General features: G+C 68.1%; 22 protein-coding genes. 5 read left to right on the forward strand and 17 right to left on the reverse strand.

Features of this window, described 5'->3' with window-relative positions; translation table 11 throughout:
* Positions 1-30: 30 nt before the first annotated feature.
* From aspT to AC1DEL_RS15635, 13 genes are all read right to left on the reverse strand, one after another.
* Positions 31-1,716, reverse strand: a complete 1,686-nt coding sequence (aspT, locus tag AC1DEL_RS15575) for an aspartate-alanine antiporter (protein WP_092300800.1) — start codon at positions 1,714-1,716, stop codon at positions 31-33.
* A gap of 39 nt (positions 1,717-1,755) precedes the next feature.
* Positions 1,756-3,420 (reverse strand): bifunctional aspartate transaminase/aspartate 4-decarboxylase, encoded by a 1,665-nt coding sequence (locus AC1DEL_RS15580; protein ID WP_092300803.1) that lies wholly within the window; start codon positions 3,418-3,420, stop codon positions 1,756-1,758.
* A gap of 154 nt (positions 3,421-3,574) precedes the next feature.
* Positions 3,575-3,967: a hypothetical protein gene (locus tag AC1DEL_RS15585; RefSeq protein WP_441592361.1), complete on the reverse strand. Its 393-nt coding sequence runs from the start codon at positions 3,965-3,967 to the stop codon at positions 3,575-3,577.
* A gap of 28 nt (positions 3,968-3,995) precedes the next feature.
* Positions 3,996-4,577, reverse strand: a complete 582-nt coding sequence (locus AC1DEL_RS15590) for a DUF1344 domain-containing protein (protein WP_092300808.1) — start codon at positions 4,575-4,577, stop codon at positions 3,996-3,998.
* Between the two features lies 1 nt (position 4,578).
* Positions 4,579-6,069, reverse strand: coding sequence for an efflux transporter outer membrane subunit (locus AC1DEL_RS15595; protein WP_477125997.1), 1,491 nt, complete (start codon positions 6,067-6,069; stop codon positions 4,579-4,581).
* Positions 6,066-9,281, reverse strand: a complete 3,216-nt coding sequence (locus AC1DEL_RS15600) for an efflux RND transporter permease subunit (protein ID WP_477125996.1) — start codon at positions 9,279-9,281, stop codon at positions 6,066-6,068. The genes AC1DEL_RS15595 and AC1DEL_RS15600 overlap by 4 nt, the downstream gene beginning before the upstream one ends.
* Positions 9,278-10,507 carry an efflux RND transporter periplasmic adaptor subunit gene (locus tag AC1DEL_RS15605; protein WP_092300817.1) on the reverse strand — a complete coding sequence of 410 codons (1,230 nt, stop codon included), beginning with the start codon at positions 10,505-10,507 and terminating at the stop codon, positions 9,278-9,280. The genes AC1DEL_RS15600 and AC1DEL_RS15605 overlap by 4 nt, the downstream gene beginning before the upstream one ends.
* Positions 10,508-10,616: 109 nt before the next feature.
* Entirely contained in the window at positions 10,617-10,988 is a 372-nt protein-coding gene (locus AC1DEL_RS15610) for a response regulator transcription factor (protein ID WP_477105695.1), read from the reverse strand.
* A 170-nt stretch (positions 10,989-11,158) separates the two neighbouring features.
* Positions 11,159-11,818, reverse strand: coding sequence for a response regulator transcription factor (locus tag AC1DEL_RS15615; protein ID WP_092300823.1), 660 nt, complete (start codon positions 11,816-11,818; stop codon positions 11,159-11,161).
* A gap of 4 nt (positions 11,819-11,822) precedes the next feature.
* Entirely contained in the window at positions 11,823-12,788 is a 966-nt protein-coding gene (locus AC1DEL_RS15620; protein ID WP_441592356.1) for a sensor histidine kinase, read from the reverse strand.
* Between the two features lie 20 nt (positions 12,789-12,808).
* The gene (locus AC1DEL_RS15625; RefSeq protein WP_092300828.1) at positions 12,809-13,381 is read right to left on the reverse strand and encodes a BPSL1445 family SYLF domain-containing lipoprotein; all 573 of its coding nucleotides are present in this window, start codon (positions 13,379-13,381) and stop codon (positions 12,809-12,811) included.
* A gap of 242 nt (positions 13,382-13,623) precedes the next feature.
* Complete coding sequence (locus AC1DEL_RS15630; RefSeq protein ID WP_477110304.1) at positions 13,624-14,505, reverse strand: DUF2950 domain-containing protein; 882 nt, start codon at positions 14,503-14,505, stop codon at positions 13,624-13,626.
* 66 nt (positions 14,506-14,571) lie between these two features.
* Positions 14,572-16,089: a DUF3300 domain-containing protein gene (locus AC1DEL_RS15635; protein ID WP_441592352.1), complete on the reverse strand. Its 1,518-nt coding sequence runs from the start codon at positions 16,087-16,089 to the stop codon at positions 14,572-14,574.
* Positions 16,090-16,282: 193 nt separating this feature from the next.
* On the opposite strand from AC1DEL_RS15635, the gene AC1DEL_RS15640 reads away from it, so the two are divergent.
* Complete coding sequence (locus tag AC1DEL_RS15640) at positions 16,283-17,884, forward strand: phospholipase D family protein (protein ID WP_477159113.1); 1,602 nt, start codon at positions 16,283-16,285, stop codon at positions 17,882-17,884.
* A gap of 155 nt (positions 17,885-18,039) precedes the next feature.
* On the forward strand, positions 18,040-19,209 hold the full coding sequence (locus tag AC1DEL_RS15645; RefSeq protein ID WP_092300840.1) for a porin: 1,170 nt from the start codon (positions 18,040-18,042) through the stop codon (positions 19,207-19,209).
* 28 nt (positions 19,210-19,237) lie between these two features.
* Here AC1DEL_RS15645 and AC1DEL_RS15650 read toward each other — a convergent pair whose 3' ends face one another.
* Positions 19,238-20,260, reverse strand: a complete 1,023-nt coding sequence (locus AC1DEL_RS15650) for an AraC family transcriptional regulator (protein ID WP_092300843.1) — start codon at positions 20,258-20,260, stop codon at positions 19,238-19,240.
* Positions 20,261-20,420: 160 nt separating this feature from the next.
* On the opposite strand from AC1DEL_RS15650, the gene AC1DEL_RS15655 reads away from it, so the two are divergent.
* From AC1DEL_RS15655 to AC1DEL_RS15665, 3 genes are read left to right on the forward strand one after another with little or no spacing between them, the layout of a single operon-like run.
* Complete coding sequence (locus AC1DEL_RS15655) at positions 20,421-21,476, forward strand: beta-keto acid cleavage family enzyme (protein WP_092300846.1); 1,056 nt, start codon at positions 20,421-20,423, stop codon at positions 21,474-21,476.
* Positions 21,477-21,494: 18 nt separating this feature from the next.
* Positions 21,495-21,689, forward strand: coding sequence for a DUF1289 domain-containing protein (locus AC1DEL_RS15660; RefSeq protein ID WP_477108663.1), 195 nt, complete (start codon positions 21,495-21,497; stop codon positions 21,687-21,689).
* Positions 21,690-21,732: 43 nt separating this feature from the next.
* The gene (locus AC1DEL_RS15665; protein WP_477108664.1) at positions 21,733-22,710 is read left to right on the forward strand and encodes a Bug family tripartite tricarboxylate transporter substrate binding protein; all 978 of its coding nucleotides are present in this window, start codon (positions 21,733-21,735) and stop codon (positions 22,708-22,710) included.
* Positions 22,711-22,794: 84 nt separating this feature from the next.
* Here AC1DEL_RS15665 and AC1DEL_RS15670 read toward each other — a convergent pair whose 3' ends face one another.
* Genes AC1DEL_RS15670 through AC1DEL_RS15680 form a run of 3 tightly spaced genes read right to left on the reverse strand, consistent with a single transcriptional unit; the run spans position 22,795 to position 26,317 of the window.
* Entirely contained in the window at positions 22,795-24,456 is a 1,662-nt protein-coding gene (locus tag AC1DEL_RS15670; RefSeq protein ID WP_477125994.1) for a fatty acid--CoA ligase, read from the reverse strand.
* A gap of 20 nt (positions 24,457-24,476) precedes the next feature.
* Positions 24,477-25,325 carry a TauD/TfdA dioxygenase family protein gene (locus tag AC1DEL_RS15675; protein ID WP_477125993.1) on the reverse strand — a complete coding sequence of 283 codons (849 nt, stop codon included), beginning with the start codon at positions 25,323-25,325 and terminating at the stop codon, positions 24,477-24,479.
* 11 nt (positions 25,326-25,336) lie between these two features.
* Positions 25,337-26,317, reverse strand: coding sequence for a quinone oxidoreductase family protein (locus AC1DEL_RS15680; protein ID WP_092300861.1), 981 nt, complete (start codon positions 26,315-26,317; stop codon positions 25,337-25,339).
* Between the last annotated feature and the right edge of the window lie 51 nt (positions 26,318-26,368).

Consider the following 26,368-nt stretch of genomic DNA (forward strand, 5'->3'; position numbering starts at 1 on the left):
ATCCCGCACCACTCCCCTTTTTTGGCCCCCTCACGCCAAAATCATGATCACCACCATCCCCCAGATCGTCAGCAGCGTGTTGCCGACCGCGTAGGTCACCGTATAGCCCAGCCCCGGCACCTGGCTCTTGGCCGCTTCGCAGAGCATGCCGAGTGCCGCCGTGGTGGTGCGCGCCCCGGCGCAGACGCCGAGCAGCAGCGCCGGGTGGAAGTGGAACACGTACTTGGCGATGAACATGCCGATGAACAGCGGCACGGCGGTGGCGAAGATGCCCCACAGGAACAGGCTGATGCCGAGTTTCTGGAGCCCGGCGACGAAGCCCGGGCCGGCGGAGATGCCCACCACGGCGATGAACACGTTCAAGCCCACCGAGTTCATGAACCAGACTGTCGGTTCCGGAATGCGGCCGAAGGTCGGGTGGATGGCGCGATACCAGCCGAAGATGATCCCCGCGATCAGCGCGCCGCCGGCGGTGGACAGCGTCAGCGGAATGCCCCCCACGTTCAGCACGATGGCCCCGATCAGCGTGCCCACCGTGATCGCCAGCGACATGAAGGCCACGTCGGTCACCGTGGTCGGCCGGTCCACGTAGCCGAGGGTCTTGGCCGTGGCGTTGATGTCGCGCGTGCGGCCCACCAGCGTGACCACATCGCCGCGATACAGCTTGGTCTTCGGCAGCACCGGGATCACGGTCTCGGTCGGGCCGCGCTTGATCTTCCTCAAGAAGACGCCGCGCGCGCCGGGCTCGTGCGCCAGTTCCTCGAGCGTCTTGTCATCCACGGCCTTGTTGGTGATGTAGATGTCCACGCCCTCGGTGGGTGTGTCCAGCAGCTCGCGGTCTTCCACCTCCGCGCCGCGCGGGCCAAGGAATTCGATCAGCTGGTTACGCTTGCCGCCAATCGCCACCACGTCGCCGGCCTGCAGCACCGTGGACGGGTCCGTCTCGATGATCTTGCCGTCGCGCCGGATGCGCTCGATGAACGCCCGGAAGCCCGCCTGCGTGTGGGACTCCACATCGCCCACGGTCTTGCCGATGTAGGGCGCGTCGGGCGCCAGCTTGTAGGCGCGCAGCTCGAAGTTGTGCCACTGCGTGCCGGCGGCATCGTCACTGGCGCCCAGCAGGTGCTCGTACTCCTTGCAGGCGTTCACGAGGTCGATGCCCAGCAGCTTCGGCCCGATCTGCGCCAGGATGATGGCCGAGCCGACCGTGCCGAAGATATACGTCACCGCGTAGGCAATCGGCATGGCGTCCAGCAACTCCTTGGTTTCCTCGGGCGAGCGGCCCAGCCGGTTGATGGCGTCCGTCGCCAGCCCCATCGACGCCGAAATGGTCTGCGAGCCGGCGAACAGCCCCGCCGACGAGCCGAGGTCATAGCCGGCGATCATCGCCGCCCCCACCGACACCACCAGCGACAGCACCGCCAGGATCACCGCGAAAATCGCCTGGGGCACGCCGTCCTTGGCGATGCCCCGCACGAACTGCGGCCCCACGCCGTACCCCACCGCGAACAGGAACATCAGGAAGAAGACCGACTTCACGTTGGCCGAGATCTTGACGCCGAGGATGCCGATCACGATCGCCACCAGCAGCGTCGACGTCACCGCCCCGAGACTGAAGCCCTTGAAGCTCTTGCCGCCCACCCAGTACCCGATGCCCAGCGCCAGGAAGATCGAGATCTCCGGGTAGGCTTTCAGGGTCGTCACGAACCAGTTCATGAAGCACCTCCTTCGGGTTGTTCTTCTGGGTGCGGGCGGCTACTTGCCTGACTTGCCCTTGCCCGACTTGTCAGATTTTTCGGACTTGTCCGATTTATCCGCCTTGCCCACCTTGCCGCCCTGCGCCCGGTATTTCTCCAGGTACTCGTCGCGCAGCTTGCGCACCGAGCGGCCGATCTTCACGTAGTCCTCTTCGTTGAGGTTGGCCAGCGAGACCCGTCCGGACGGATGCTGGGTCCCAAATCCACCACCGGGCAGCAGCACCACGCCGGCCTCCTCGGCCAGCCGGAACAGCAGCTCGTGCGGCTTGATCGAGTCCAGCAGCCACTTCACGAACTCCGGCCCCACCTCGCGGCTCTCGCGCTCCACGTCGAGCAGCGTGTAGTAATCCACCACGTTCTCGTCCACGGCCTCGGCCTTCGCTCCCATGCCGCGGTACAGCGCGGCCTTGCGGCTGCGGATCAGGCGCTTCACGGTGTCCTTGTAGGTGTCCGCCGTGTCCATGAGCGAGAACAGCGAGAACAGCACCATCTGCACCTGCTGCGGCGTGGAAAGCCCCGCCGTATGGTTCAGGGCCACGGTGCGGCTGTCCGCCACGATGCGGTCGATGAACGGCAGCTTGGCCGGCTCGGTGGTGATGGACGAATAACGCTCGTTCAGCGCCTTCTTGTCGGCATCGGGCAGCGCGGCGATCTGCGCATCGAACAAGTTCGATTTATGCGTGGCGATGACCCCCAGCCGCCAGCCCGTGGCGCCGAAGTACTTCGAGTACGAGTACACCAGGATGGTGTTGCGCGGGCACATGGCGAACAGCGAGACGAAGTTGTCGGCGAAGGTGCCGTACACGTCGTCGGTCAGGATGATCAGGTCCGGGCGCTCCTTGACGATGTCCGCCAGGTATTCCAGGCTGGCATCGCTCACCCGCACCGAGGGCGGGTTGCTCGGGTTGACCAGGAAGAACGCCTTGACCTTGGGGTCGCGCAGCTTGTCCAGTTCCTCGTTCGGGTATTGCCAGCCGGCCGCCGGGTCGGCGTTGATATTCACCTCGTGGAGGTTGTATTCCTTCAGCTCGGGAATCTCGATGTACGGCGTGAAGATCGGCATGCCCAGCGCGATGGTGTCGCCCGCGCGCAGCAGCCCGTTCACGCGCATCGAGTTGAACAGGTAGGTCATGGCCGCCGTGCCGCCTTCCACGGCGTAGAGGTCGAAGTCGCCCTCGAACGGATGCGCGCCGATCATCTCCCGGCGGATGTACTGCTTGACGATCTTTTCGCTGAGCCGCAGCATCCGGTCCGGCACCGGGTAGTTGCAGGCCATGAAGCCCTCGCACATCTCGTAGAGAAAGTCGCCGCCGTCCAGCCCGAGCTGGTCGCGCACGTACGAGACCGCGCCGGTCAGGAAGGCCACGCCGGGCACGTCATGGTGCTGGCGCGAGAACTGGTCGAAGCGTTCCTCGATGCCGGCCCGGCGCGGGAATCCGCCCACGCCCACGGGCAGGTAGGAGAACGCCCGCTCCGACTCGATCATGGCGAAGTGCCCAAGCTGCAGGAAGCCATGGCGCGGCACGGTGGCCAGGAAATTGGGGTTGCCCCGCCCCGCGTTGAGCATCAGCCGGTTGGACACGCTCCCGGCCAGCTTGATCAGTTCATCCTTGAGTTCGAAGGGCGAAAGGCTCGCCAGCTTCGACGTATCGTGTCGGCTCATGGTGCATGCCTCGCAAGGGGGTAACGATGGTCAAAGCGTCCGCGCCGAGCGCGGACACCGCTTCCTGAACAAGATATTCAACCGGGGCACGCGCCGGTATTGGACCATGGTCCACCATGCGGAGCGCGCATCACCCAAGTGAGGGACGGCCCGGCTACTGCTTCATCTGCGTGCGCCGCCAGTCGCCGTCGCCCTTGCGGCAGTACCAGCCCGTCCATTTCTCGGACTTGCCGGCCTGCCGGAACTCCGACTTCACCTGACGGCAACGCTGATCCCCCTTTTGGGTGGTCTTGATCAGCGTCATGCTGCCTTCGGCGGCCTTCGCGTCCTTGTCCGCTGGCAGCTCAAACGGCGTACTGCTGCCATCGTCCTTCTCGGACAAGGCCTTGCGGTAGATGTCGGCCAGCGTCTCCGTCTGCGGGCGGCTCAGCCGGCCGACGATGGTGTTGTTCAGGAAATGGTCGAAGTACGCCTGGGCCGGCCAGGCCATCGCACAGAGGGCGAGGCCGGCGCAGACGCGGAGGTTGACAACAAGGCGGCGCGACATGGCAGTAGGTGCGATAGGTGCGACAGGGCTACTTCGTCGCCGCCTGCACGTTCACGGCCACGGCCTGCGTGTAGACGGCCTTGATGCGGTCGCCCTTCTTCACCTCGGCCAACTGGGCGGGGTCTTCCACCATCAGGTCCATGACATTGCCCTTGGGCCCCTTCACCGTCACGGTGTGCTTGGACGGGCTGACCGCCACCACATCGGCCACCACGGTCACCTCCTGCCCAATCACGCCGCCCGGCTTGGCACCCGGCGCCGAGCGCTCCTCGATGGGCTTGGTTTCCATCGACAGCGGCCCACTCCCCTTCTCCAGCTTCAGCGTCAGCGCCTCGCGGTATTCCACCGCCACCTTGTCGCCGACCTTGAGCTGGTCGAAGTTGCGCGCCTCGGGGCCCACGGCCAGGTCGACGACCTTGCCCGTCTGCGTCTTCAGGGTCACCGTGCGCGTGGGCGCGTCGATTTTCGTGATCGTCGCGTTCACCTTGGCGGTGCCCGTCATCGTGGCCGTCCCCTGTCCACGCGTGACATCCACCTTGGTATCCGGCTGGGCCTGCGCCGCGCCTGCCATGGCAATCATCGCCACCATCACCAGCACTCGTTTTTTCATGTCATCTCTCCGTTGTGGATGCCTGATCCCGGCGCTCCGCTTGCGGGATGCCGGCTGCGCGCAGCGGCCAGCCAGCACCGAGCGCCTTGTAAAGCTGCACGATCTGCCCGAACTCGGTACCGCGCAGGCTCGACTGGTCGATCTGGGCCGAGAACAGCGCGCGCTCCGAGTCGAGCACCTCCAGGTAGCTGGTGTAGCCGCCCTCGTAGCGGTCGCGCGCGAGCGCGGCATAGCGCGCCAGCGCATCGACCTGCGCGGTCTTGGCCGTGAGCTGATCGCGCGTGCGCTGCACGCCCACCAGTGCGTCCGCCACTTCGCGGAACGCGGTCTGGATGGCCTGCTGGTAGCCCTGCAGCGCCTGCCGCTGGCGTGCCTCGGCCTGCCGGACATCGCCCGCAATCCGCCCCGCGCTGAAGATCGGCATCGCCACCGACGCGCCATACGACCACGTCTGCGCCGCGCCCACCCAGAGCCCGGAAAGCGCCGTGCTGGCCGCGCCGAACAGCCCGGTCAGCGTGATGGTCGGGAAGTACTCGGCCCGTGCCGCGCCGATCTCGGCGTTGGCGGCCACCAGTTGCTGCTCGGCCTGCAACAGGTCCGGGCGCTGCTCCAGCAGGTCGGACGGCAGGCCGGATGGAATCGTCGGCGGGCGCAGTTCGCCAATCGGCAGGCCGCGCGGCATGGCGCGCGGGTTCTCACCGATCAGCACCGACAGCAGGTTCTCCTGCTGCGCCACCAGCTGGTCGTAGAGCGCCACCGAGGTCAACGCCGACGCGTACTCGGACTGCGCCTGCGCCAGTTCCACCTCGGACACCACCCCGCCCTCGAAGCGCTGCCGGAACAGCTCCAGCGCCCCCGCCCGGCTGTCGAGCGTGTCGCCGGCCACCAGCCGGCGGTTATCCAGATCGCGCAGCGTGACGTAGCCCGATGCCACGGCCGCCACCACGCTAATCTCCACGGCCCGGCGCGCCTCGTCGGAGGCCGCCCACTGCGCGCGGGCCGACTCGGTCAGGCGCCGCAGCCGGCCGAACAGGTCAATCTCCCACGAGGCGAACACATCGGCCTGCACCTGGTTGAACGGATTGCCCACCGGCGACAGCGTGCCGCTGCTGTTGCTCAGGCGCTGACGGCTTGCCAACGTCTCCACGCCGACCTGCGGGAACATCAGGCCGCGCGTGGACATCACGCGCCCGTAGTACTCGTCCACACGGGCGGCGGCGATCAGGATGTCGCGATTGCGCTCCAGCGCCTGGGCGATCATCGCGTCGAGCACCGGGTCGCCGAACTGGCCCCACCATTGCGGATCGATGGCGGGCGTAGTGGGCGTGGTGGGCGTGGCAGCCGTAGGCGTGGCCGTGGCCGGCGGGGTCTCCGCGAAGCGATAGGTCTCGGGCACGTCCACGGCGGGCCGTTCGTAGTCCGGCCCCACCGCGCAGCCGCCTGCCATCAAGGCGCCGGCACCAACCAGCGCCTGCCAGTGCACGTGGCTCATGGCGGGTCTCCCCGGCGCACCGGCGCGGCCGGCGCATCGGCGGGCGGCTCCAGCCCCGGCTCGGGCGGATGACCCGAAGGCGGATGGCCCGGCGTCGGCTGGTCCGGCACCTTGCCGGCGGTGCGGCGCTCCAGCGCCCAGAAGAACATCGGGATGAAGAACACCGCGATCACCGTGGCGCCGAGCATGCCGCCGATCACGCCCGTGCCGAGCGACTGCCGGCTCGCCGCGGAAGCTCCGCTGGCGATGGCCAACGGAATGCAGCCCAGGATGAAGGCCAGCGAGGTCATGATGATCGGCCGCAGCCGCAGCTTGGACGCCTTGACCGCCGCGTCGTAGGCGTTCAGCCCCTCCTTGATGCGCATCTCCACCGCGAACTCGAAGATCAGGATGGCGTTCTTGGCCGCCAGCGCGATCAGCACCGTCAGGCCGATCTGGAAGTACACGTCGTTCTGCATGCCGCGTATCAGGATGGCGACCAGCGCGCCGAACAGCGCGAACGGCACCGCCAGCAGCACGCCGATCGGCAGCGACCATTTCTCGTACTGGGCGGCCAGGATCAGGAACACCATCAGCAGCGCGAAGGCGAACACCATGGCGGCGGTCGAGCCGGCCTTCTTCTCCTCATACGCCTGCCCGCTCCACGCAAAGCTGTAGCCCTCGCCCAGCACCTCGGCGGCCACTTCCTCCATGGCGGTCAGCGCCTGCCCGGAGCTGTAGCCGGGCGCGGCGTCCCCGGTGATCTTGGCGGCCGGGAAGTTGTTGAAGCGCGTGACGAGGTCCGCGCCGGCCACGTAGCGCGAGGTGGTCACGGCCTTGATCGGCACCATGTCGCCATGGGTGTTGCGCACATAGACCTTGTCGAGGTCTTCCGGGCGCGAACGGAACTGCGGCTCGGCCTGCAGGATGACCTGGAACAGCCGGCTGTTCTTCGGGAACTGGCTCACGTAGAGCGAGCCGAACATGGTCTGCAGGGCCGAGTAGACCTGATCGACCGGCACGCCCTGGGTCTCGGCGCGCTCGCGGTCCAGGTCCACCAGCAACTGGCGCGAGCGCGTGTTGATCGTCGTGCTCACGCTGCGCAGCTCGGGCCGCTGGCGCGCCTTGGCGATGAAGGCCCGCGCGCGCGCCTCCAGCTGTTGGTAGGTGCCGTCGCCGGTGCTTTGCAGCCAGAACTCGAAACCGCCCGTGGTGCCAAGTCCCGGGATGGACGGCGGATTGACCGGGATCACCAGCCCCTCGCGCCAGGTGGAGAACTCGCGATTGGCCTTGGTGATCAGGTCCTCGGCGCTCTCGCCCTTGCCGCGATCGTGGAAGCTCTTCAGCGTGATGAACAGCGTGCCGGCGTTGGACTTGTTCTGGGAGTCGATCAGGCTGTAGCCGTCCGGCGTGGCCACCGACTTCACGCCCGGCTGCGCCGCGAACCATTGCTCGGCGCGCTTGGACAAGTCGCCGGTGCGGTCCAGGCTCGCCGCGTCCGGCAGCACCACCGCGCCGAACAGGTAGCCCTGGTCCTCCACGGGCAGGAACGACGACGGAATGCGCAGGAACAGCAGCACGCTCGCCACGATCAGCGCCAGCACCAGCGCCACGGAGATGAACACGCGGCGGATCACCAGCTGGATGCTGCTGCCGTAGCCTTCCACCATGCGGTCGAAGCTGCGGTTGAACCACTGGAAGAATCGGTTCTTCTTGTGCGTGCCGGGCTTGAGGAGGATGGCCGCCAGCGCGGGCGACAGCGTCAGCGCCACAATGCCAGACAGGAACACCGACACCGCCAGCGTGATGGCGAACTGCTTGTACAGCTGCCCGGTGATGCCGGAGAGGAAGGCCACCGGGATGAACACGGCCAGCAGCACCAGCACGATGGCCACCACCGGCCCGCCCACCTCGTCCATGGCGTGCTTGGCGGCGATCTTGGGCGGCATGTTGAACTCGACCATATTCCGCTCGACGTTCTCGATCACCACGATGGCGTCATCCACCACGATGCCGATGGCCAGCACCATCCCGAACAACGTCAGCATGTTCACCGAAAAGCCGAACGCCGACATCGCCATGAAGGTGCCGATGATCGACACCGGCACGGCCAGGATCGGCACCAGCGTGGCGCGGAAACTCTGCAGGAACAGGTAGACCACCAAAATCACCAGGATCACGGCGTCGCGCAGCGTATGCACCACCTCGTTGATCGACTCCTGCACGAACTCCGTGGTGTCCAGCGCCACCTCGTACTCCAGCCCGGGCGGGAACGACTTCTTCATGGTCTCCAGCGTGGTGCGCACCTGCTTGGCCACGTCCAGCGCGTTGGCGCCCGGCTGCTGGTAGACGGCCATCAGCGTGGCGGTCTTGCCCTTGAAGCGGCTGCGCAGCGAGTAGTCCTTCGAACCCAGCTCGGCCCGGCCGATGTCCTTCAGCCGCACGATGGCCGCATCGCCCGAGGCAGCACGGAGGATGATGTTGTCGAACTCGGCCGGCTCGGTCATGCGGCCCTTGGTGGCCACCGGGAAAGTCTGCTTGACTGGCCCGTCGGTCGGCGAGGAGCCGATGCGCCCGGCCGAGAACTGCTCGTTCTGCGCCGCCACCGCGTTCTTCACGTCCTCCACGGTGATGCCGAGCCGCGCCATGCGGTCCGGCCGCAGCCAGACGCGCATCGCGTAGTCCGGCGTGCCGAAGATCGCGGCCTGATTGGCGCCGGGAATCCGCTTCAGCGCGTCAAGGATGTAGATGTTGGTGTAGTTGTCGACGAAGGTCTGCGGATAGCTGTTGTCCGGCGAGTAGACCGCGATCACCATCATGAACGCCGACGACCGCTTCTGGACCGAGACCCCCTGCTTGGTCACCGCATCCGGCAGCGTGGGCAGCGCCAGGTTCACGCGGTTCTGCACGTCCACCTGGGCCAGCGACGGGTCGGTGCCGATCTCGAAGTACACCGTCAGCGTCATGTTGCCGGTGGACGAGCTGGTGGACGACATATAGAGCATGTTGTCCGCGCCGTTCACCTGCTGCTCGATCGGCGCGGCCACGTTCTGCGCCACCACCTCGGAACTCGCCCCGGGGTATGTGGTGGTCACCGTGATGCTCGGCGGCGTGATGTCCGGGAACTGCGCCACCGGCAGGTTGAACATCGCCACCAGCCCGCCCACCACGATGATGATGGACAGCACCGATGCAAAGATCGGCCGGTCGATGAAGAAGTGCGACAGCGTCATGGCGCGGCCTTCTCACCGGGCGCGGGCTGGGCCGCCGATTTCTGGTCAGCCGATTTCTGTGCGCCCTGGGCTGCCGGCGCGGAGGCCGGCTTCGCCCCTACCGGTGTGGGCCGCACCGGCGCGCCGGGCGCGAGCCGCACCGTGCCGTCCACGATCACCACGTCGCCTTCGCGCAGGCCGGAGCGCACCACCCAGTTGCCCTCGGTCCATTCGGCCACCTCGATGGCGCGCGACTGCGCCTTGTTGTCCTTGTCCACGGTCCAGACCGATTCGCCGCGCTGGCCCTGGATCACCGCCTCCTGCGGCACCGTGATGGCGCGCGTGCGCTGGGCGCCGATCACCCGCACCCGCACGAACTGGCCCGGCCGTAGCTGGCCATCGCGGTTGGCCACCTCGGCCCGCACGAGGTAGGTGCCGGTCTCGGCACTGAAGGAGGCGTCCTGGAAGGCGATGCGGCCCCGGCTCGGATAGACGCTGCCGTCGGCCATGATCACTTCCACCTCCAGCGCGCCGCGCTCAGGCATGCGCAGCGCGCCCGATGCCGTCTGGGAGCGTGTTTGCAGCACTTCGTTCTCGGAGAGGCTGAAGTTGACCCACATCGGGTCCAGTTTGGCCACGTAGGTCAGCAGGCTGTTGGTGGGGTCGATATAGGAGCCCACCTGCTTCTTGGCGAAGCTGGACAGCCCGTTCACGGGCGAGGTGATGGTGGTATAGCCGAGGTTCAGCTTCGCGTTGACGACGTTGGCCTTGGCCTGCTCGACAGCCGCCGCCGCGGCCTGTTCCTGGCCGGTGGAGTCGTCGAGGTCCTTCTGGCTCAAGGCGTTCTTGGCGGCCAGCGGCCGTACGCGGTTCAGGTTGGCGCGCGCCGTGGTCAGCCGCGCCTGCTGTTGCGCCAGCTCCGCGTTGGCGGCGGACAGCGCGGCCTGGAATGGCTTCTGGTCCATACGGAACAGCACGTCGCCGGCCTTGACCAGCGAGCCCTCGGTGTAGGTGCGCTGCTCCAGGAAGCCGTTCACGCGGGCCCGGATCTCCACCTGCTGGGAACTCTGCGTCTCGCCCACGAACTCGAAGTTCAGCGGCACGTCACGCAACGACACGGTGATGACGCCGACGTCGGTCACCGGCGGCGCCGCGGCCTTGCGCTCCTCCTTCCCGCAGCCCGCGCCCAGCACCAGCACCAGCGCCGCCAGCAGCGTCACTCCCCCTCGGCCGATCCTGCTGCGCATTGCGGTCTCCCATCCACACATGCCACGCCCACGCCATGCAAAGGGCGCTTCTCGACCTAGCTTGTGCCGCGCCGCAATCCATGGCAATTGGACCAAGGGCCACCCCGCGTCAGGACCGGGGGGGCGGGATCAGGGCGAGCAGCTGGGACGCGTTGAACGGCTTGCGCAGATAGCCCAGCGCGCCGTTGGCCAGCGCGCGGGTGCGCGCCTCGGGCACGTCATAGGCGGTGATGAACAGCACGGGCAGGCCGATGGGCATCAGCCGCTGCTGCACTTCCAGGCCGTCAATATCGGACATGCAGACATCGAGGATCACGCAGTCGGGGCGGTAGCCGGGGTCGGCGTGGAGGCGGTCCAGCAGCGTCAGGCCGCTGGCGTAGGTATCCACGACGACGCCGGCGGCGCGCAGCAGCCGCGCAATCGCGCGGGCTACGGCGTCGTCGTCATCGACGATGACGACAAAGGTCTCGGTAGGCCCCATAGATTGACCACAGGTTGACCATCGGCAGGATCGGCAATCGCGCAAGCATCGCTGATGCTCGTAGCCTACGAGATGCCCCGCCCCCGCGATATTGGGCCATGGTCCCGCCCAGGCGGCGCGCCATGCCGGGGTGTGCACCCCGGCCCTTCACCCGTCTGCGTGGGGAGCGCTCAGGCCCCGGCGCCCGCACCCGCGCGGTGGGGTGTCCGTGCGGCGGCCACGGCGGGCAGGCCGAGCTTGTCGGCCATGCGCACCAGCTCGGCCAGCGAACCGACCTCCAGCTTGCGCATGACGCTGGCGCGATGGGCCTTGATGGTCTTCTCCACCGTGCCCAGTTCGCTGGCCACCTGCTTGTTCAGGCGGCCGGTGACCACCCATGCCATCACCTCGCGCTCGCGCGGGGTCAGGCGGTCGAGCCGCTCGCGCAGGTCGGCCATTTCCTCGTGTTCCATGTGCCGCGCCACGGCGCAGCGGCAGGCCCGTTCGAGCGACGCCAGCAGCGCGTCTTCCTGCACCGGCTTGAGCAGGAAGTCCGTGGCGCCGGCCAGCATGGCCAGGATCGTGGAGGGGACATCGGCATGGCCCGTGACGAAGATCACCGGCAGCTCGCCGTCGAGCCGGCGCTGGAGCGTGATGCCGTCCATGCCCGGCATCTGGAGGTCCAGCATCACGCAGGCCGGACCGGGGTCCGCCGCGCGCGCATCGAGGAAGGCCCAGGCATCGTTGAAGCCCACCGCCTGGTAGCCGTGCGCCTTGACCAGCCGCACCAGCGCGCGCACGACACCGGGGTCATCGTCGACGATATACACCGTCGGAACGTGTTCGCTCATGGCGCTATCCTTTGAAAGACGATTCGGCCATGGCAAGCCCGCGCGGCATGCGGACGCCGCGTCGTGTGGGCATGCCTTCCTGGGGCAGCGAAAACTGGAATGTCATGCCACGGTCCGCGTTGTTCCACGCGTCCAGCGTGCCGCCGTGGCGCGCGGCGATGGCACGGCTGATCGACAGCCCGAGCCCCATGCCCTGCGGCTTCGAGGTGACGAACGGTTCGAAGATGTGCTCGAGGTCGCCGGGGTCCACGCCGGCGCCGCTGTCGCGCACCGCGATCTGCACCATCCCCTCCGCCACGTGCGCCATCACCGTGACCTCGCGCGGGGTGCCACTGCCGGGCACGCCCCGGTCCACGGCATCGCAGGCGTTGAGCAGCACGTTGAGCAGCAGTTGCTGGATCTGCACCGCATCGCCATTGACGCGCGGCAGCGGCGACGCCACCTGCCGGGTCAGCACGATGCCGCGCCCGAGCGCGTTGCCACGCACCAGCGCCAGGGCCTCGTCGATGGCGGCGCCGATGTCCAGCGGCCCCAGCACGCGGGACTCGCCCTTGATCAGCGCGCGGATCTGCCGCACCGTGGCGCTGGCTCGGCACGCTTCGTCGTTCACGTCCTTGAGAATCTCGCGCACCTCGTCCATGTCGATGACATCGGACTCCAGGTACTGGCGCGCGGCCTGGGCATTGCTGACGATGGCGGTCAGCGGCTGGTCGAGTTCATGGGCCAGCGAGCCGGCCAGCTCGCCCATGCTGGAGAGCCGGGACGAGCGCATCAGCGAGGCATAGTCGGCATCGGCGCCGTTCTCGCCGCGCCGCCGCAGCCGCCCGGTGCGCGGCGCCGGCGCGCGCGGCGGGGCGCGCTTGTGCGGCAATGCGCGCCACAGCGCGTCCGCCACTGCGCAGCCGGCGGCCACGCTGGCCACTGCCAACAGCCACGTCGTCCCATGTGGAATCCGGGGGGATCGGCTCATGCGGTCTCTCCGCGGCCCGACTAGATGTCGAGCTTGCTGATCTTGGTGCCTTCCAGCGAGAGGTTCGCCATCAGGCCGGCATTCGTCACCACGAAGGCGACGATCGGCGCGCGCGCCGTGTTGGTGTCGATCAGCCCGTTGGCGCCGACCTGCGCCACCGCGACGGAGCCGTCCACCCCGGCCGTCCAGCCCTTGCTTTGCTGGAACTTCTGCAAGGCTTCCGGCGTCATGAACATCATCACCATCATCTTGGACTGCGCGCCGGCAATCAGCCCGAAGGCCGCGGTGGAGGTGCGGTAGTAGCCCGCCGGCTGGCCGGCAGTGCGGAGCACGCCCTCCCCGTACTCGCCGCCGATACCCAGCCCGGCGGCGATGATCTTGGGAAAGACGAGAATCCCGGTGGCCTTGCTGGCCAGGGCCTGCGAGCCGTTGACCGAGCTATAGAGCCGGTTCAGCGCGCCGTCCGCGCCCGCGTCGATTTCCTTGCGTTTGCTGGCGTTATCCGAGGCGGAACCGGAAGAGGTGGTACAGGCGGCGTTGAGACTGGCCAGTGCGGCCACGCCGAGCAGGGTCGTGAACGAACGACGATTCATGGCAGTTACCCCCTGGAGCTTGTGCGTCCATGTTTTGCTGACTGCGCGATCTGCGCGTACTGCGCCCGGATATACGTTGCGCTGCACCCCGGATAAGGCCAGGAATCGTCAAGAAAGACGACAAAGCGAATTCGCCAGATTCGTGATCTATGTATGGTCGGCTTTCACATTAGTGGGCGGCCTGCGCAATTGCAATCTCTTCCTGCACACGGACGCCGCCCTGCGGGGGCGGCGCCGGAGGCTCAGGGGGCCGTCTTGGCCCATCCCGGGCCAGGATCGAAGCGGGTCATGGCCTGCGCGCGCGCCGCGCTGTTGGGACCGAGGTCGGCTTCGTACACCTGGCCCTCGTGGTTGACCATGAAGCTCTTGACGCCGGTATCGCCGTATCGCACGGGCCACGCCACGATGGCAAAGCCGCCGAACAGCCGGCCGTTGACCACGTAGTCGTAGGCACCGCCGGGCGCCGCCGGTCCTTGTGCCGTCAACAATTTATAGCGATAGCCGTAGTAGCCGTCCTGCGTGGTATTGCCCTTGCCGACAGCCAGGAAGGCGGGGCCGAGCGGGCTCGGCGGCTCGCCGCCGCCCGTGGGCCAGTACAGGCCGTCGCGCTTGCCGGGCGAGCTGGACAGCTTGCCGGCATAGACCAGCACGCCGTCGCCGTCATGATCGACGCTGGCGTATTCGCGCTGGGCGTCGCAGACCGCCAGCATGGTCTGGATGACAGCCAGCTCATTGCGCCCGATACGCCGCACGCGCATCTCGTCCACGCCCTCGGGCACGTTGAAGTACCACCCCTGCGCCGACTTCACCAGCGGCACCGGCAAGGTCCAGCCATCGTCGCCCACCGCCACAAGGGCGCGGTCGGCACCCTCGGGAAGTATCTTGTGCGACACACTCCAGGCGCTCAGGAAGCGGTAGCGTGCGTCCGCGCCCACGGGCGGGATCAGGCGCCGGTAGTCGGCACCGAGCAAGGTCCCCAGCGCGGCGTCGTCGCTGGTCGCCACAGCATCGCCGAATGCCAGCATGGCGGCTTCGGGCGATGGGAAATGCCGCTGGCTGGCGGCCCACGCCGGGCCCGGCCATGGCCATGTCAAGGCCATCACGATGGCTGTCGTGGCCGCCATCCAGCGGGCCCTTCCGGCAAGCCGCCCCAGGCGGTGCGTTGATCGCGCGGTCATCGTCTCCCCTTTTCAGCGCCTGCCGCCGCCACCACCACGGCCACCCCCACCGCCGCCACGGCCACCGCCGCCGCCGAAGCCGCCGCCTCCCCCGCCGCCACGGCTGCCCGCGTGACTACCGCCACCGCCGCCGGTTCCACGGCTGCTGGCGTGCCCGCCGCCAAAGTTCGATTGCTGCGAGCTGGCGCGGCCACGGTCCATGTCGCGCTGCGCACTTTGCCCGCCGCCTACGCCCTGGAAGGCATTGTCCCGGCCTGCCCCGCTGCCCGAGCCCATGTCGCCCCGGCCACGGTCCGTGCTGAGGCTGCGGTCGCTGGCTTGCCGATTGCTGGCCTGCGCGCGGTCGCCGCCGGCGCCTTGGCGGTCGCCCCGGTCGCCCCCTTGCCGGTCGCCCCGGTTTGCTGACCGATCAGAAGCTGTTGCCCGATCGCCGCCGACGCCATCGCGTCCGCCGTCACGGCCACCATCGCGCCCACCCTCACGTCCGCCCTCACGTCCGCCCTCACGGCCACCATCACGTCCACCCTCGCGCCCACCCTCCCTGCCGCGATAGTCGCTGCGGCGGTCCGCCCCGCCCGAGTTCTTGCCGTACTTCTCGCGCGAAGCGTTGTCCCGGTACGACACGCCCTGCCGGTGACTGGAATCGTGCTGCCACTTGCCGCCGCCCTGCACCTTGGTGCGGTCGAAATTGCGGTCGATATTGGTGGCCCGGTTGACGTCGATATTCACATCGCCGCCGCCCCAGTTGCAGCCGCCGAAGATCGCGCCCGCCGCTGCCAGCCCCACGCCCCAGGCGAAGCCGGTGGCCAGCGCCGCCCCCGGGTAGTAGGCCGGATACGGGGGCCAGTAGTACGGCGGATAGCTCGGATAGCCCCATGAGCCGTAGACCACGGTGGGGTTGTAGGCCGGTACATAGATCACCTGTGGGTTGGCCGGCTCGACGCGGATGATGGTCTCGGCGACCGGTGGCGGCTGGCCCTGCACCGGCGCGGGCCCTGGCTCCACCGACACCTTCTGCTGCTCGTTGGTCTTGAGGTTGCCCGAGTCCCGGGCGCGGGCGCGCAGGCGCTGCACCGCCGCCAGCACATCGCGCTCCTGGGCCAGGAACGCGTCGCCGAGCTTCTGCGTCCAGTCCAGCTTGTCGCTCATCGGCTCCAGCACCTGCGGGAAGGCCACCAGAGACTTCACGCTGACATCCCAGGGCTGGTTCTCCACGGCCTTGACCGCGGCGTCGCCCTTCACATTGGGATTGGCCTTGACCCAGCGCGCCGCATACACGATCTCGAGCGGATACGTGGACGCCATGAGCACCTGGGAGAGCACGGAATCGGGATAGAGCGCGATCGGCGCCACGAGGGACTCGAGTTCCTCGGGCTTGAAGGTCGGCGCCGCAGGCGCGGTGGATGCCGGCGGCGCGGCGGGTGCAGGGGTCTGCGCCGCCGGGACACCGGGTGCGGTGAACATGGCAAGCCACGCCACGGCGACCAGAACGCGCGCGCAGGACATCAGTCGCTCGAGCCAACGAGCCATGGCTGCCTCCTCTCTCCGGGAAGCGGTTTGCAATCTCCGCGATGCCGGACTATGTTCGTAGCACCTCTTGCGTAGCCGTAACGCTTGCTTTTCCCGGGGCAAGCATTCCCATTCTCGACGCCGTCGGCGCCAATTTGTATTGGCCTTTGGACTTGGCCAGCGCGGGCGGCCTGCCCTTCCCCGGGAGACATGCATGACCGCTGCCTCACGCGTGCTGGCCCGGGTGGCGATGGTCACGATGGTGGCAGCCGCGCTGCTGTCCGGCTGCGCCAGCCTGCCCCCGGCGGACGGTGAACCGAGCCACGCGATGACAGACACCGCGCAAACCACGCTCGGCCGCCTCGCCGCGCAGCGTCGCCCTGACCCGCCAGACCAGAGCGCCTTCCACCTGCTGGCGGACAACGTCGACGCGCTGATCGCCCGCGTGCTGCTGACGGAAAAGGCCGAGCGCTCGCTCGACCTCCAGTACTACATCTGGCACGACGACGCCACCGGCCGATCCCTGGCCCATGCCGTGCTGCGCGCGGCGGACCGGGGCGTGCGCGTGCGCGTGCTGCTGGACGACATCGGCGTGGGCGCCGACGACAACCTGCTGCTGGCCGTGGACGCCCATCCAGCCATCGAGGTGCGCATCTTCAACCCGGTGGCCAGCCGCGCCTTCCGGCGTGCGGGCGCGCTGCTGGAGTTCTCGCGCGTGAACCGGCGCATGCACAACAAGGCGCTGATCGCCGATAACCAGGCCGCCATCRTCGGCGGSCGCAATATCGGCGACGAGTACTTCGGCGCATCGCCCGCCGTCAGCTTTGGCGATCTGGACGTGCTGACGCACGGCCCCATCGTGCGCGAGGTCTCCGGCGCGTTCGACGCCTACTGGAACAGCGAGGCGGCCTATCCGGTGGGCACGCTGACCGGCCGCAGCGCCGACCCGGAAGCCGTGGCCGCGCTACGCGAGCGGCTGGATGCGCTGGCGGCGGCCCAACAAGACCACCCCTACGCCGTGCACGCGCGCGAGCGGCTCCGGCAGGTACTCGCCGAGCCGCCCGCCGCTGCCGCGTGGGGCCGTGCCGCGCTGCTCTACGACGATCCCGGCAAGATCACGCGCGCCGCCGACGACACGGCGGGACATCTGGTGCCCCAACTCCGCGCGCTGGACATGCAGCCGCAGCGCACGCTGCTGATCGTCTCGCCCTACTTCGTGCCCGGCGAGGCCGGCGTGGCGTGGCTGCGCACGCTGCGCGAGCGCGGCGTGGCCGTGACGGTGCTGACCAACTCGCTCGCCGCCACCGACGTGGCAGCCGTGCACGCCGGCTACAAGCGCTACCGCGAGACCCTGCTGCGCATGGGCGTGGTGCTGTACGAGGTCAAGCCGATGCACGACCCCGAAGCCGCGGCGGGAACATCGGCAAAATCGACCAAATCGGGCAATACCAAGCTGTCGGCGTTCGGCAGCTCGCGCGCGTCGCTGCACGCCAAGACCTTCGTCGCCGACGACAGCGCCGTCTTTATCGGTTCGATGAACCTGGACCCGCGCTCGGTGCAGCTCAACACGGAGCTGGGCGTGGTCTGCGTGAGCCCGGCGCTGGCCGCGCAGGTGGCCGGCGCGATCCTGCCGAATCTGGGGCGCATTGCGTGGCGGCTCGCGGAGGAGGACGACCCCGAACGGGGCCGCCAACTGATCTGGATCGACGAGGCGAACCCGGACGCCGCCCCGCTGACCACGGAGCCCGAGTCCTCGGTGCTGCGGCGCGTCGGCGTGTGGTTCATGGGGCTGTTTCCCATCGAATCGCAGTTGTGAAGTGACTGCCGCGCCCGTCCTGCAGGGCAGGTTCGCGTTTTCCCGATCTGTCCCGAAATGAAAAAGGATTGTCCCCGACAGTCAAATCGGCAGCGCCCGTTCCGCCAATACTCCGACCCGGTTGCACATAACTCGAACCGAGACACGGAGACAACATGAAGGCCAGGAATATTGCCGCAGCGGCGCTGATGACCACTGCGGGAACGGGTGCAGTACAAGCACAATCGGCGGTCACGCTATATGGCGTGGCCGACGTGAACGTCGAATACGCGAATCACGTGGGCGCGGTGCCGGTCGCCACGAACCAGTTCAACCGCGGGCAGGGTCACGACGTGGTACGCATGAACTCGGGCGGCCTCGCCGGCTCCCGTTGGGGTATTCGCGGCACCGAGGACCTCGGTGGCGGCGCGAAGGCCATGTTCGTGCTGGAGTCGGGCTTCAGCCTGGACTCGGGCACGCTGCAGCAGTCGGGCCGGATGTTCGGACGTCAGGCGTTTGTCGGCCTGCAGCGCACGGGACTCGGGCAGATCACCTTCGGGCGCCAGTACACGTCGATGTTCGAGGCGCTCGCCAACTTCTCGCCCACCGCCTACGCCACCCAGTACGAGCCGGTGGTGCTGCAGTCGGGCGCCAACTTCCGCGAAGACAACACCATCAAGTACACGGGCCAGTTCGGCCCGGTCACGGCGCTGGCGCACTGGTCCTTCGGCACCGGCCTGGCGCTGCCGGCCACGGTGGGTGTGGCCACGCCGATCGGCGGCAACGGCGAAGTGCCGGGCTCGTTCCGGCGCGACACCGCCTACGGCGCGGCCGTGGCCTACGCGGCCGGCCCGTTCGGGGTCACCGTCGGCTATGACCAGTGGAACCCGACCATCGGCACCAGCAGCGGCACGCTGCGCAAGGCGGCCATCGGCGGCAGCTACGGCTTTGGCGATGCCAAGATCATGGCCGGCTACCGCTGGGGCCAGAACAAGAACGCGGGCGGCACGGTGATCCAGCGCGACGACCTGTACTGGATCGGCGCGCTCTACCAACTCACGCCGGCCGTCGGCCTGACGCTCGAGTATCACTACGACGATCTCAAGAGCCTGGCCGGCGCGACGCAGCTCGCCAACCCGTGGCAGATCGGCTTCGTGGCCAACTACGCGTTCTCCAAGCGCACGGACGTGTACCTGACCACCGCCTACGCCAAGAATGCCGGCCTGATGCTCGAATCGCTGGCCACGGTCTACGCCAACAGCCTCTCGCTCGGCAACAGCTACGCGCTGGGCAATGGCGAACGGTCGATGATCGGCGCCGCCGTGGGCATCCGCCACCGCTTCTGAGCCCCGTGCTCAAACCGCCGCCAGCCCCTCAGCCGGCGGTGGTCGTTTTTGCCTCCGCCTTGCCCATGCGCCTGGCCGTGACGCTACAGCCGAAGCGGCCGCAGAACCAGCGCGAAAAAGCACTGAGCGATGAAAACCCAAGCAGCGTGGCCACTTCCGAGAGTGGCCGCGTGGCGTTGTCGATGTAGCGCAGCACGAGGTCCGCGCGCGCCGCATCGAGCACATCGGAATACGTCGTCTTTTCCTGCGCCAGCCGCCGGTGCACGGTGCGCCGATCCACGCTGAGGTGCTGGGCCACGCGATCCACCGTGCACAGGCCGGTGGGCAGCAGCGCGTAGATCAGCTTGCGCACCTGGTCCTGCATCGTCGCGGACGACTGCGCCAGCAGCGTGCCGAGGTACTGCTTCACCTGCCGCGCCATCACCGGGTCGTAGGATGGCAGCGGCGCCTCCAGGTCCGCCGCCTGGCAGACGATGCCATCGAAATCCTGCCCGTAGTCCGCCGGCATGCCGAACAGCTGCAGCGACGTGGCCGTGCTGGCCGGCGCCGCGTGCGTGAAGCTGATGCTGCGCGGCCGCCACCCGGTGCCCAGGAACAGGCGCAGCATGCGGAACATCACCCCCACTGCGAGATCGGAGGCCTGGCGCATCGTGCCGGGCCGCTCGCTCAGAATCTGCAGCCGGATCACTACCAGCGGCCCCGCCTCTTCCACCCACATCCCCAGCGCCTCGTTCTGCAGGTCCATATAGCGAACCATCGACACCAGCGCCTCGCGCAGCGTGGGTGCCTCGCGCACCACGAAGGCCAGCGGGCCCAGGTTCGAGAACTCGCGCAGCGCCGCCATGCGCAGGCCAAAGTCGTCCACGCCGGCCGCTTGCGCCGAGGCATCGAGCAGCCCGCCGACCAGTTCGGCCCGGATGCGCAAGTCGGGATCCAGCAACGCGGAACGGGCGATGCGCGCCGCGCGCAACTGCTGGTAGGGGTCGAGCCCGACGGCCCGCGCCACATCCACGTAATGGGTCAGGCTGGCGCCGCGCAACGTATAGGACATAGGCACATAGAAGGATGGATGCGTGCTTTCCCGGGGTGTCCCCACAGGTTAATTCAATGTCCCGTCATGTCAAACCGCGTATACCCGCTGGCCGATACTTCGGACACCGGCGCCCCGCGTGCCGTCCGCACATTCCCACCGCACCCAGCGAGGAGACAACATGCAATTTCTTGACGATTCCCTTCACCCCGAGACCATGGACAAAGTGGTCATCACCGTGGCGCCGTACGGCCCCGAGTGGATGCCCGAGGACTTCCCGGAAGACATCCCCGTCACCATGGAAGCCCAGATCCAGAAAGCCGTGGATTGCTACGAAGCCGGCGCCACCGTGCTGCACCTGCACGTGCGCGAACTCGACGGCAAGGGCTCCAAGCGCCTGTCCAAGTTCAACGAGCTGATCGCCGGCGTGCGCAAGGCCGTGCCGGACATGATCATCCAGGTGGGCGGGTCGATCTCGTTCGCACCGGAAGACGAAGGCGAATCCGCCAAATGGCTCTCGGACGACACGCGCCACATGCTGGCCGAACTCACGCCGAAGCCCGACCAGGTGACCGTGGCCATCAACACCACGCAGATGAACATCATGGAGCTGCTGTACCCCGAGTACGTCGCGGGCACCTCGCTCGAGAACCCGGCGTACCAGGCGGCCTACAGCGAGATGACCGTGCCGGCCGGCCCGGCCTGGGTGGCCGAGCACCTGCGCCGCCTGCAACGCGCCGGCGTGCAGCCGCACTTCCAGCTGACCGGCATGCATGCGCTGGAGACGCTCGAGCGCCTGGTGCGCGCCGGGGTCTACCTGGGTCCGCTGAACCTGACCTGGATCGGCATCGGCGGCGGCTTCGACGGCCCCAACCCGTTCAACTTCTTCAACTTCATCCACCGCGCGCCGGATGGCTGCACGCTGACGGCCGAGTCGCTGCTCAAGAACGTGCTGCCGTTCAACATGATGGCGATGGCGATGGGCCTGCACCCGCGTTGCGGCATCGAGGACACCATCATCGACCAGCACGGCAATCGCATGAGTTCGGTGCAGCAGATCCAGCAGTGCGTGCGCGTGGCCAAGGAACTGGGCCGCGAGATCGCCACCGGCAAGGAAGCCCGCGCGATCTACCGCATCGGCACCTGGTACGACAGCGCCGAAGAGACGCTGCGCGCGCACGGCATGGCCCCGAACCGCCGGGCCGGCGAGCGCAACCTGCCGCGCCGTCCCGCCTGATACTGGCTGACGCACGACATGGACGCACTGACCGATCCCTGCATCAATATCTGCCGCATGGACCTGTCCGGCCAGTTCTGCCAGGGGTGTCGCCGTACCCCCCTGGAGATCGGCCGCTGGCCCCGCATGACGCTGCTGGAGCGCGCCGCCACGCTGGCGGCCATCGCCCAGCGCCGCAATCCCGGCAATACGGGAACAAGACACGCCGCCTGAGCGTGCCTGCCCTACTATTCCAATACATCGAACGGAGACAAGCATGGCCCAACGCCTTGCCCACCTGATACCGCGGCGCACCGCCGTGGCTGTCCTGCTCGCGCTGGCCATGCCGGCCGCGTTTGCGTGGACCAACAAGCCGGTACGCATGCTCGTGCCGGCCCCCGCTGGCGGCACCATGGACGTGGTCGCCCGCCTGCTGGCGGAGCAGCTTTCCGCCGATCTCGGCCAGCCGGTCGTGGTCGACAACAAGCCCGGCGCGGGCGGCGGCATCGCCATCCACACGCTGATCGCCGCACCGGCCGATGGCCAGACCATCATGGTCACGGCCAGCAACGTGCTGACCGAGATCCCGCACGTGCTGAAAAGCAACTTCGATCCGCTCAAGGACATCCGCCCCGTGGCCGCCATCGCGCGTTCGCGGTTGCTGATGGTCGGCGCGCCGCAACTGCCGGCCAAGGACTTCAAGAGCCTGGTCAGCTACGCCAAGGCGCATCCGGGCAAGCTCGGCTTTGCTTCGTACAGCGCCGGCACGGCCTCTCACTACGCGGGGATGATCGTCAACCAGAAGACCGGCATCGACCTCCAGCACGTGCCGTTCGCGGGTTCCGGCCCGGCCCTGACGCAAGTCATGGGCGGCCAGATCGCCGTGATGTACGACGGCATGGTCACCTCGCTGCCGCTGATCAAGGCCGGCAAGCTCCAGCCCTACGCGCTGGCCGCCAAGACGCGCTCGCCACTGCTGCCTGACGTGCCGACCTTCGCCGAACTCGGCTATCCGGACGTCGACTTCAGCAACTGGATCGGCGTGGTGGCCTCGGGCCAGATGTCGGAAGACCTGGCGCGCAAGATCCAGACCGCCGTCGACAAGGCCGCGCAGACCCCCAAGGTCCGCGCCCGCATGGAAGCGCTCGGCTACGAGCCCATCGCCGAACTGCCGCTACCGCAACTGAGCCAGTCCGTGCGCGCCGAGTTCGACCGCAACGCAGGCATCGTGAAGACGTTCAATATCCAGCCTTGATCCAATCCCGCCCGATCCGATCGGGCAATGAGTAAGGCCAGCCTCGCGGCTGGCCTTTTTGCTGCTCTCCTTCCCCGGCCGGGGTCAGCCTTGCGCGGATTCGCGCAACTGCTTCTTGTTGATCTTGCCGACGCTGGTCTTGGGGATCTCCGCCACGAAGACGATGCGGTCCGCCTCCGGCACGGCGAACTTGCTGAGGCGGTTGCCGGCCACATGGTCCAGCAGGCGCTGGCGGATATCGGCCGCATCCACGGCGTGGCCGGGCTGGCCAACCACGAAGGCCATTGGCCGCTCGCCCCAGCGTGCGTCCTGCACGCCGATCACTGCGCACTCGCGCACGCCGGGCACCTGCGCCACCAGCCCCTCCACCTCGAGCGACGACACCCACTCGCCGCCGGTCTTGATCACGTCCTTGATGCGGTCGACGATGCGGACGCCGCCATCCGCGCCCATCACGGCGATGTCCTGCGTATGCAGGTAGCCGCCGGCCCACAGCGCTTCGGAGGCCTCCGGCTTGCCGTGGTACGACTCGGTCAGGTACGGCGCGCGCAGCACGATCTCGCCCTGATGGCGGCCATCGTGCGGCACGTCGCGCATCTGTTCGTCCACGATGCGGAAGTCGACCATCGCCACCGGTCGCCCCGTGGCGCAGCGCATGGCGATCTCGGCCTCGCGGCTGGCCGGACGGACACCGGGCGCGAGCTGGGCCAGCGCGACGATCGGTCCGGTCTCGGACATGCCGTAGCCCGAGAACACGTCGATGCCGGCATCGAGCGCCGCCGCGCACAGCGCCGGCTGGAGGGCCGAGCCGCCGATGATGACGCGCCAGTCGGACAGGTCCTGCCCGTTTTCGCTGGCGGTCAGCAGCAGCATCTGGAGGATGGTCGGCACGCAGTGCGAGAACGTCACGCCCTCGGACGCACGCAGCGCCAGCAGCTGCGCCGGCACGTAGCGGCCCGGCAGTACCGTCTTCAGCCCCAGCAGGATGGCCACGTACGGGATGCCCCACGCCAGCACGTGGAACATCGGCGTGATCGGCATGTACACGTCCTCCCGATGCAGGCGCTGGCCCGTACGCGGTGAGCACAGCGTGGTGGCCGTGGTCAGCGCGTGCAGCACGATATGACGATGGCTGTACGACACGCCCTTGGGGTCGCCCGTGGTGCCGGTGGTGTAGAACATCGCCGCGCGGGTGTTCTCGTCGAACTCCGCGAACGGGTAGTCCGGCGAGGCCGCCGCGAGCAGCGCCTCGTACTCGCCGTCGAGCGGCAGCGTGGTGGCCGGCGCCGGCTCGCCATCGGCCATCAGCACGAAGCGCTTGACGCCGGTTAGCTGGTCGCGGATCTCCTCGAGCAGCGGCAGGAAGTCACGGTGCACGAGCACGATCTCGGCCTGCGAGTCGTTGAGCGTGTACAGGATCTGCGCCGGCGAAAGCCGCACGTTCACGGTGAACAGCGTGGCGCCCATCATCGGCACGCCGAAATAGCATTCCAGGTAGCGGTGGCTGTCCCAGTCCATCACGGCCACGGTGCTGCCGTGGCGGGCACCCAGCGCGCCCAGCGCCGAGGCCAGCTGGCCGATGCGGCCGCGGAACGCCCGGTAGGTGTAGCGCGTGGTGCCCTGGTAGGTGATCTCCTGCTCCGGGCTCAGGCTCAGCGCGTTGACGAGCAACTGGCTGACCAGCAGTGGGTAGGCGTAGGCCGAGGGGGTGGAGACGATGCGGGCATCGGTCTTGAAATCTGTCATGTGAGGCATCTCGCGGTCAGTCAGTAAGGCACGTCACCGACGATGCCGGCGCGCTCCATCTTGCGCACGGTAGGCGCGTAGTCTTGCACGGCGTAGTGCTGCGTGCAGCGGTTGTCCCAGATCGCCACGCTGTTGCGCGTCCAGCGCCAGCGCACCTGGAACTCGGGAACCTCGGCCTGCGCGCACAGGTATTGCAGCAGGTCGCCCGAGCCGGGCATGAAGTCCTTGCCGAAGCGGACGGTGTCGCCCCGGTGGTAGTTGGCGAAGTGTGAGGTGAAGGCGTTGACGAACAGCACGGGCTCGCTGGTTTCCGGGTGGATGCGCACCACCGGGTGCTCCACCATCGGGAACTGGGCCGCCAGGCCGGCGCGCTTCTCCGGCGGCATATTGGCGCCGAAGGTGTGCTCGATGCTGTGCTTGGCGCGCAGGCCGTGAATGCGGATCTTGATGTCGTCCGGCAGCCGGCGGTACGCCTCGGCCATGTTCACCCAGATCGTGTCGCCGCCCACGGGCGGGGTTTCCACGCAGCGCAGCACGCAGCCCATCGGCGGCGCGGCGCGCCAGGTGGCGTCGCAGTGGAACGAGTTCTCGTAGTGCTCCACCTTGCTGTCGGGCGACTTGTAGATGCGCACCAGGCCGGGGTGCTCCGGGTCGCTGCCGACCACCGGGTGGTCCTCCAGCTCGCCAAAGCGGCGCGCAAAGGCCACGTGCTCGGCCCGGGTGATGTCCTGGTCGCGCAGGAACAGCACCTTGTGCTGGAGCAGCGCCGACTTGATCTCGGCAAACAGGCCGGCATCGCGCGACGCCTCGCCCAGGTTGACGCCGGACAGTTCGGCGCCGATATGGCAGGTCAGGGGTTCCACTCGCATGGCGGTCTCCTTCAAATCACGAAAATCGACGAACCGGTCGTGCGGCGCGACTCGAGGTCGCGGTGCGCCTGCACGGCATCTTCGAGGGCATAGGTCTGGTGGATCTCGATGCCGATGCGGCCGGCGCCGACGTGGTCGAACAGTTCGCCCGCCAGCTCCGCCTTCTCGGCTGGATCGGCGATGTAGTCGGCCAGCGCCGGGCGCGTGACGAACAGCGAGCCCTTCATCGCCAGCAGCACCGGGTCGAACGGCGGGATCGGGCCGGAAGCCGTGCCGACGCAGACCAGCGTGCCGCGTCGACGCAGCGAGTCCAGCGAGGACATGAAGGTGGTCTTGCCGACGCTGTCGAACACCACGTCCACGCCCTGCCCGTCGGTCAGCTCGCGTACGCGCTGGGCCACATCCTCATGGCTGTAGTTGATGGTGTAGTCGCAGCCATGGGCGGCGGCGATGGCGGCCTTGGCATCGGTGGACACCGTGCCGATCACCGTCAGGCCGAGCAGCTTGGCCCACTGCGAGACGATCAAGCCCACGCCGCCAGCGGCTGCGTGCAGCAGGATGGTGTTGCCCGGCCGGAACGCGTGGATACGGCGCATCAGGTAGGCGGCGGTCAGGCCGCGCATGGTCATCGCGGCGGCGGTCTCGAAGCCGATCGACTCGGGCAGCCGGATCAGCGGCGCCGCCGGCATGATGCGCTCGCTGCTGTACGCGCCGAGCGTGTTCAGGAAGCCGGTGTAGGTCACGCGGTCGCCCACGGCGACGTTACGCACGCCCTCGCCCACGGCCTGGATCACGCCAGCCGCTTCCACGCCCATGCCGGACGGCAGCGGCACCGGATACGTGCCGTTGCGGAAGTAGGTATCGGCGTAGTTCAGGCCGACAGCCACGTGCCGGATGCGGACCTGGCCCGGGCCGGGATCGCCCACTTCCACCTCTTCCAGCCGCAGTACCTCGGGGCCACCCGTTTCCATCATGCGTACGATTCTTGCCATGCCAACTCTCCTGTCAGGCGGAGCGGCACACCTTGCGCCGCGTTGACCCCA

The sequence above is a fragment of the Cupriavidus sp. 10L43_2 genome (assembly GCF_056395265.1).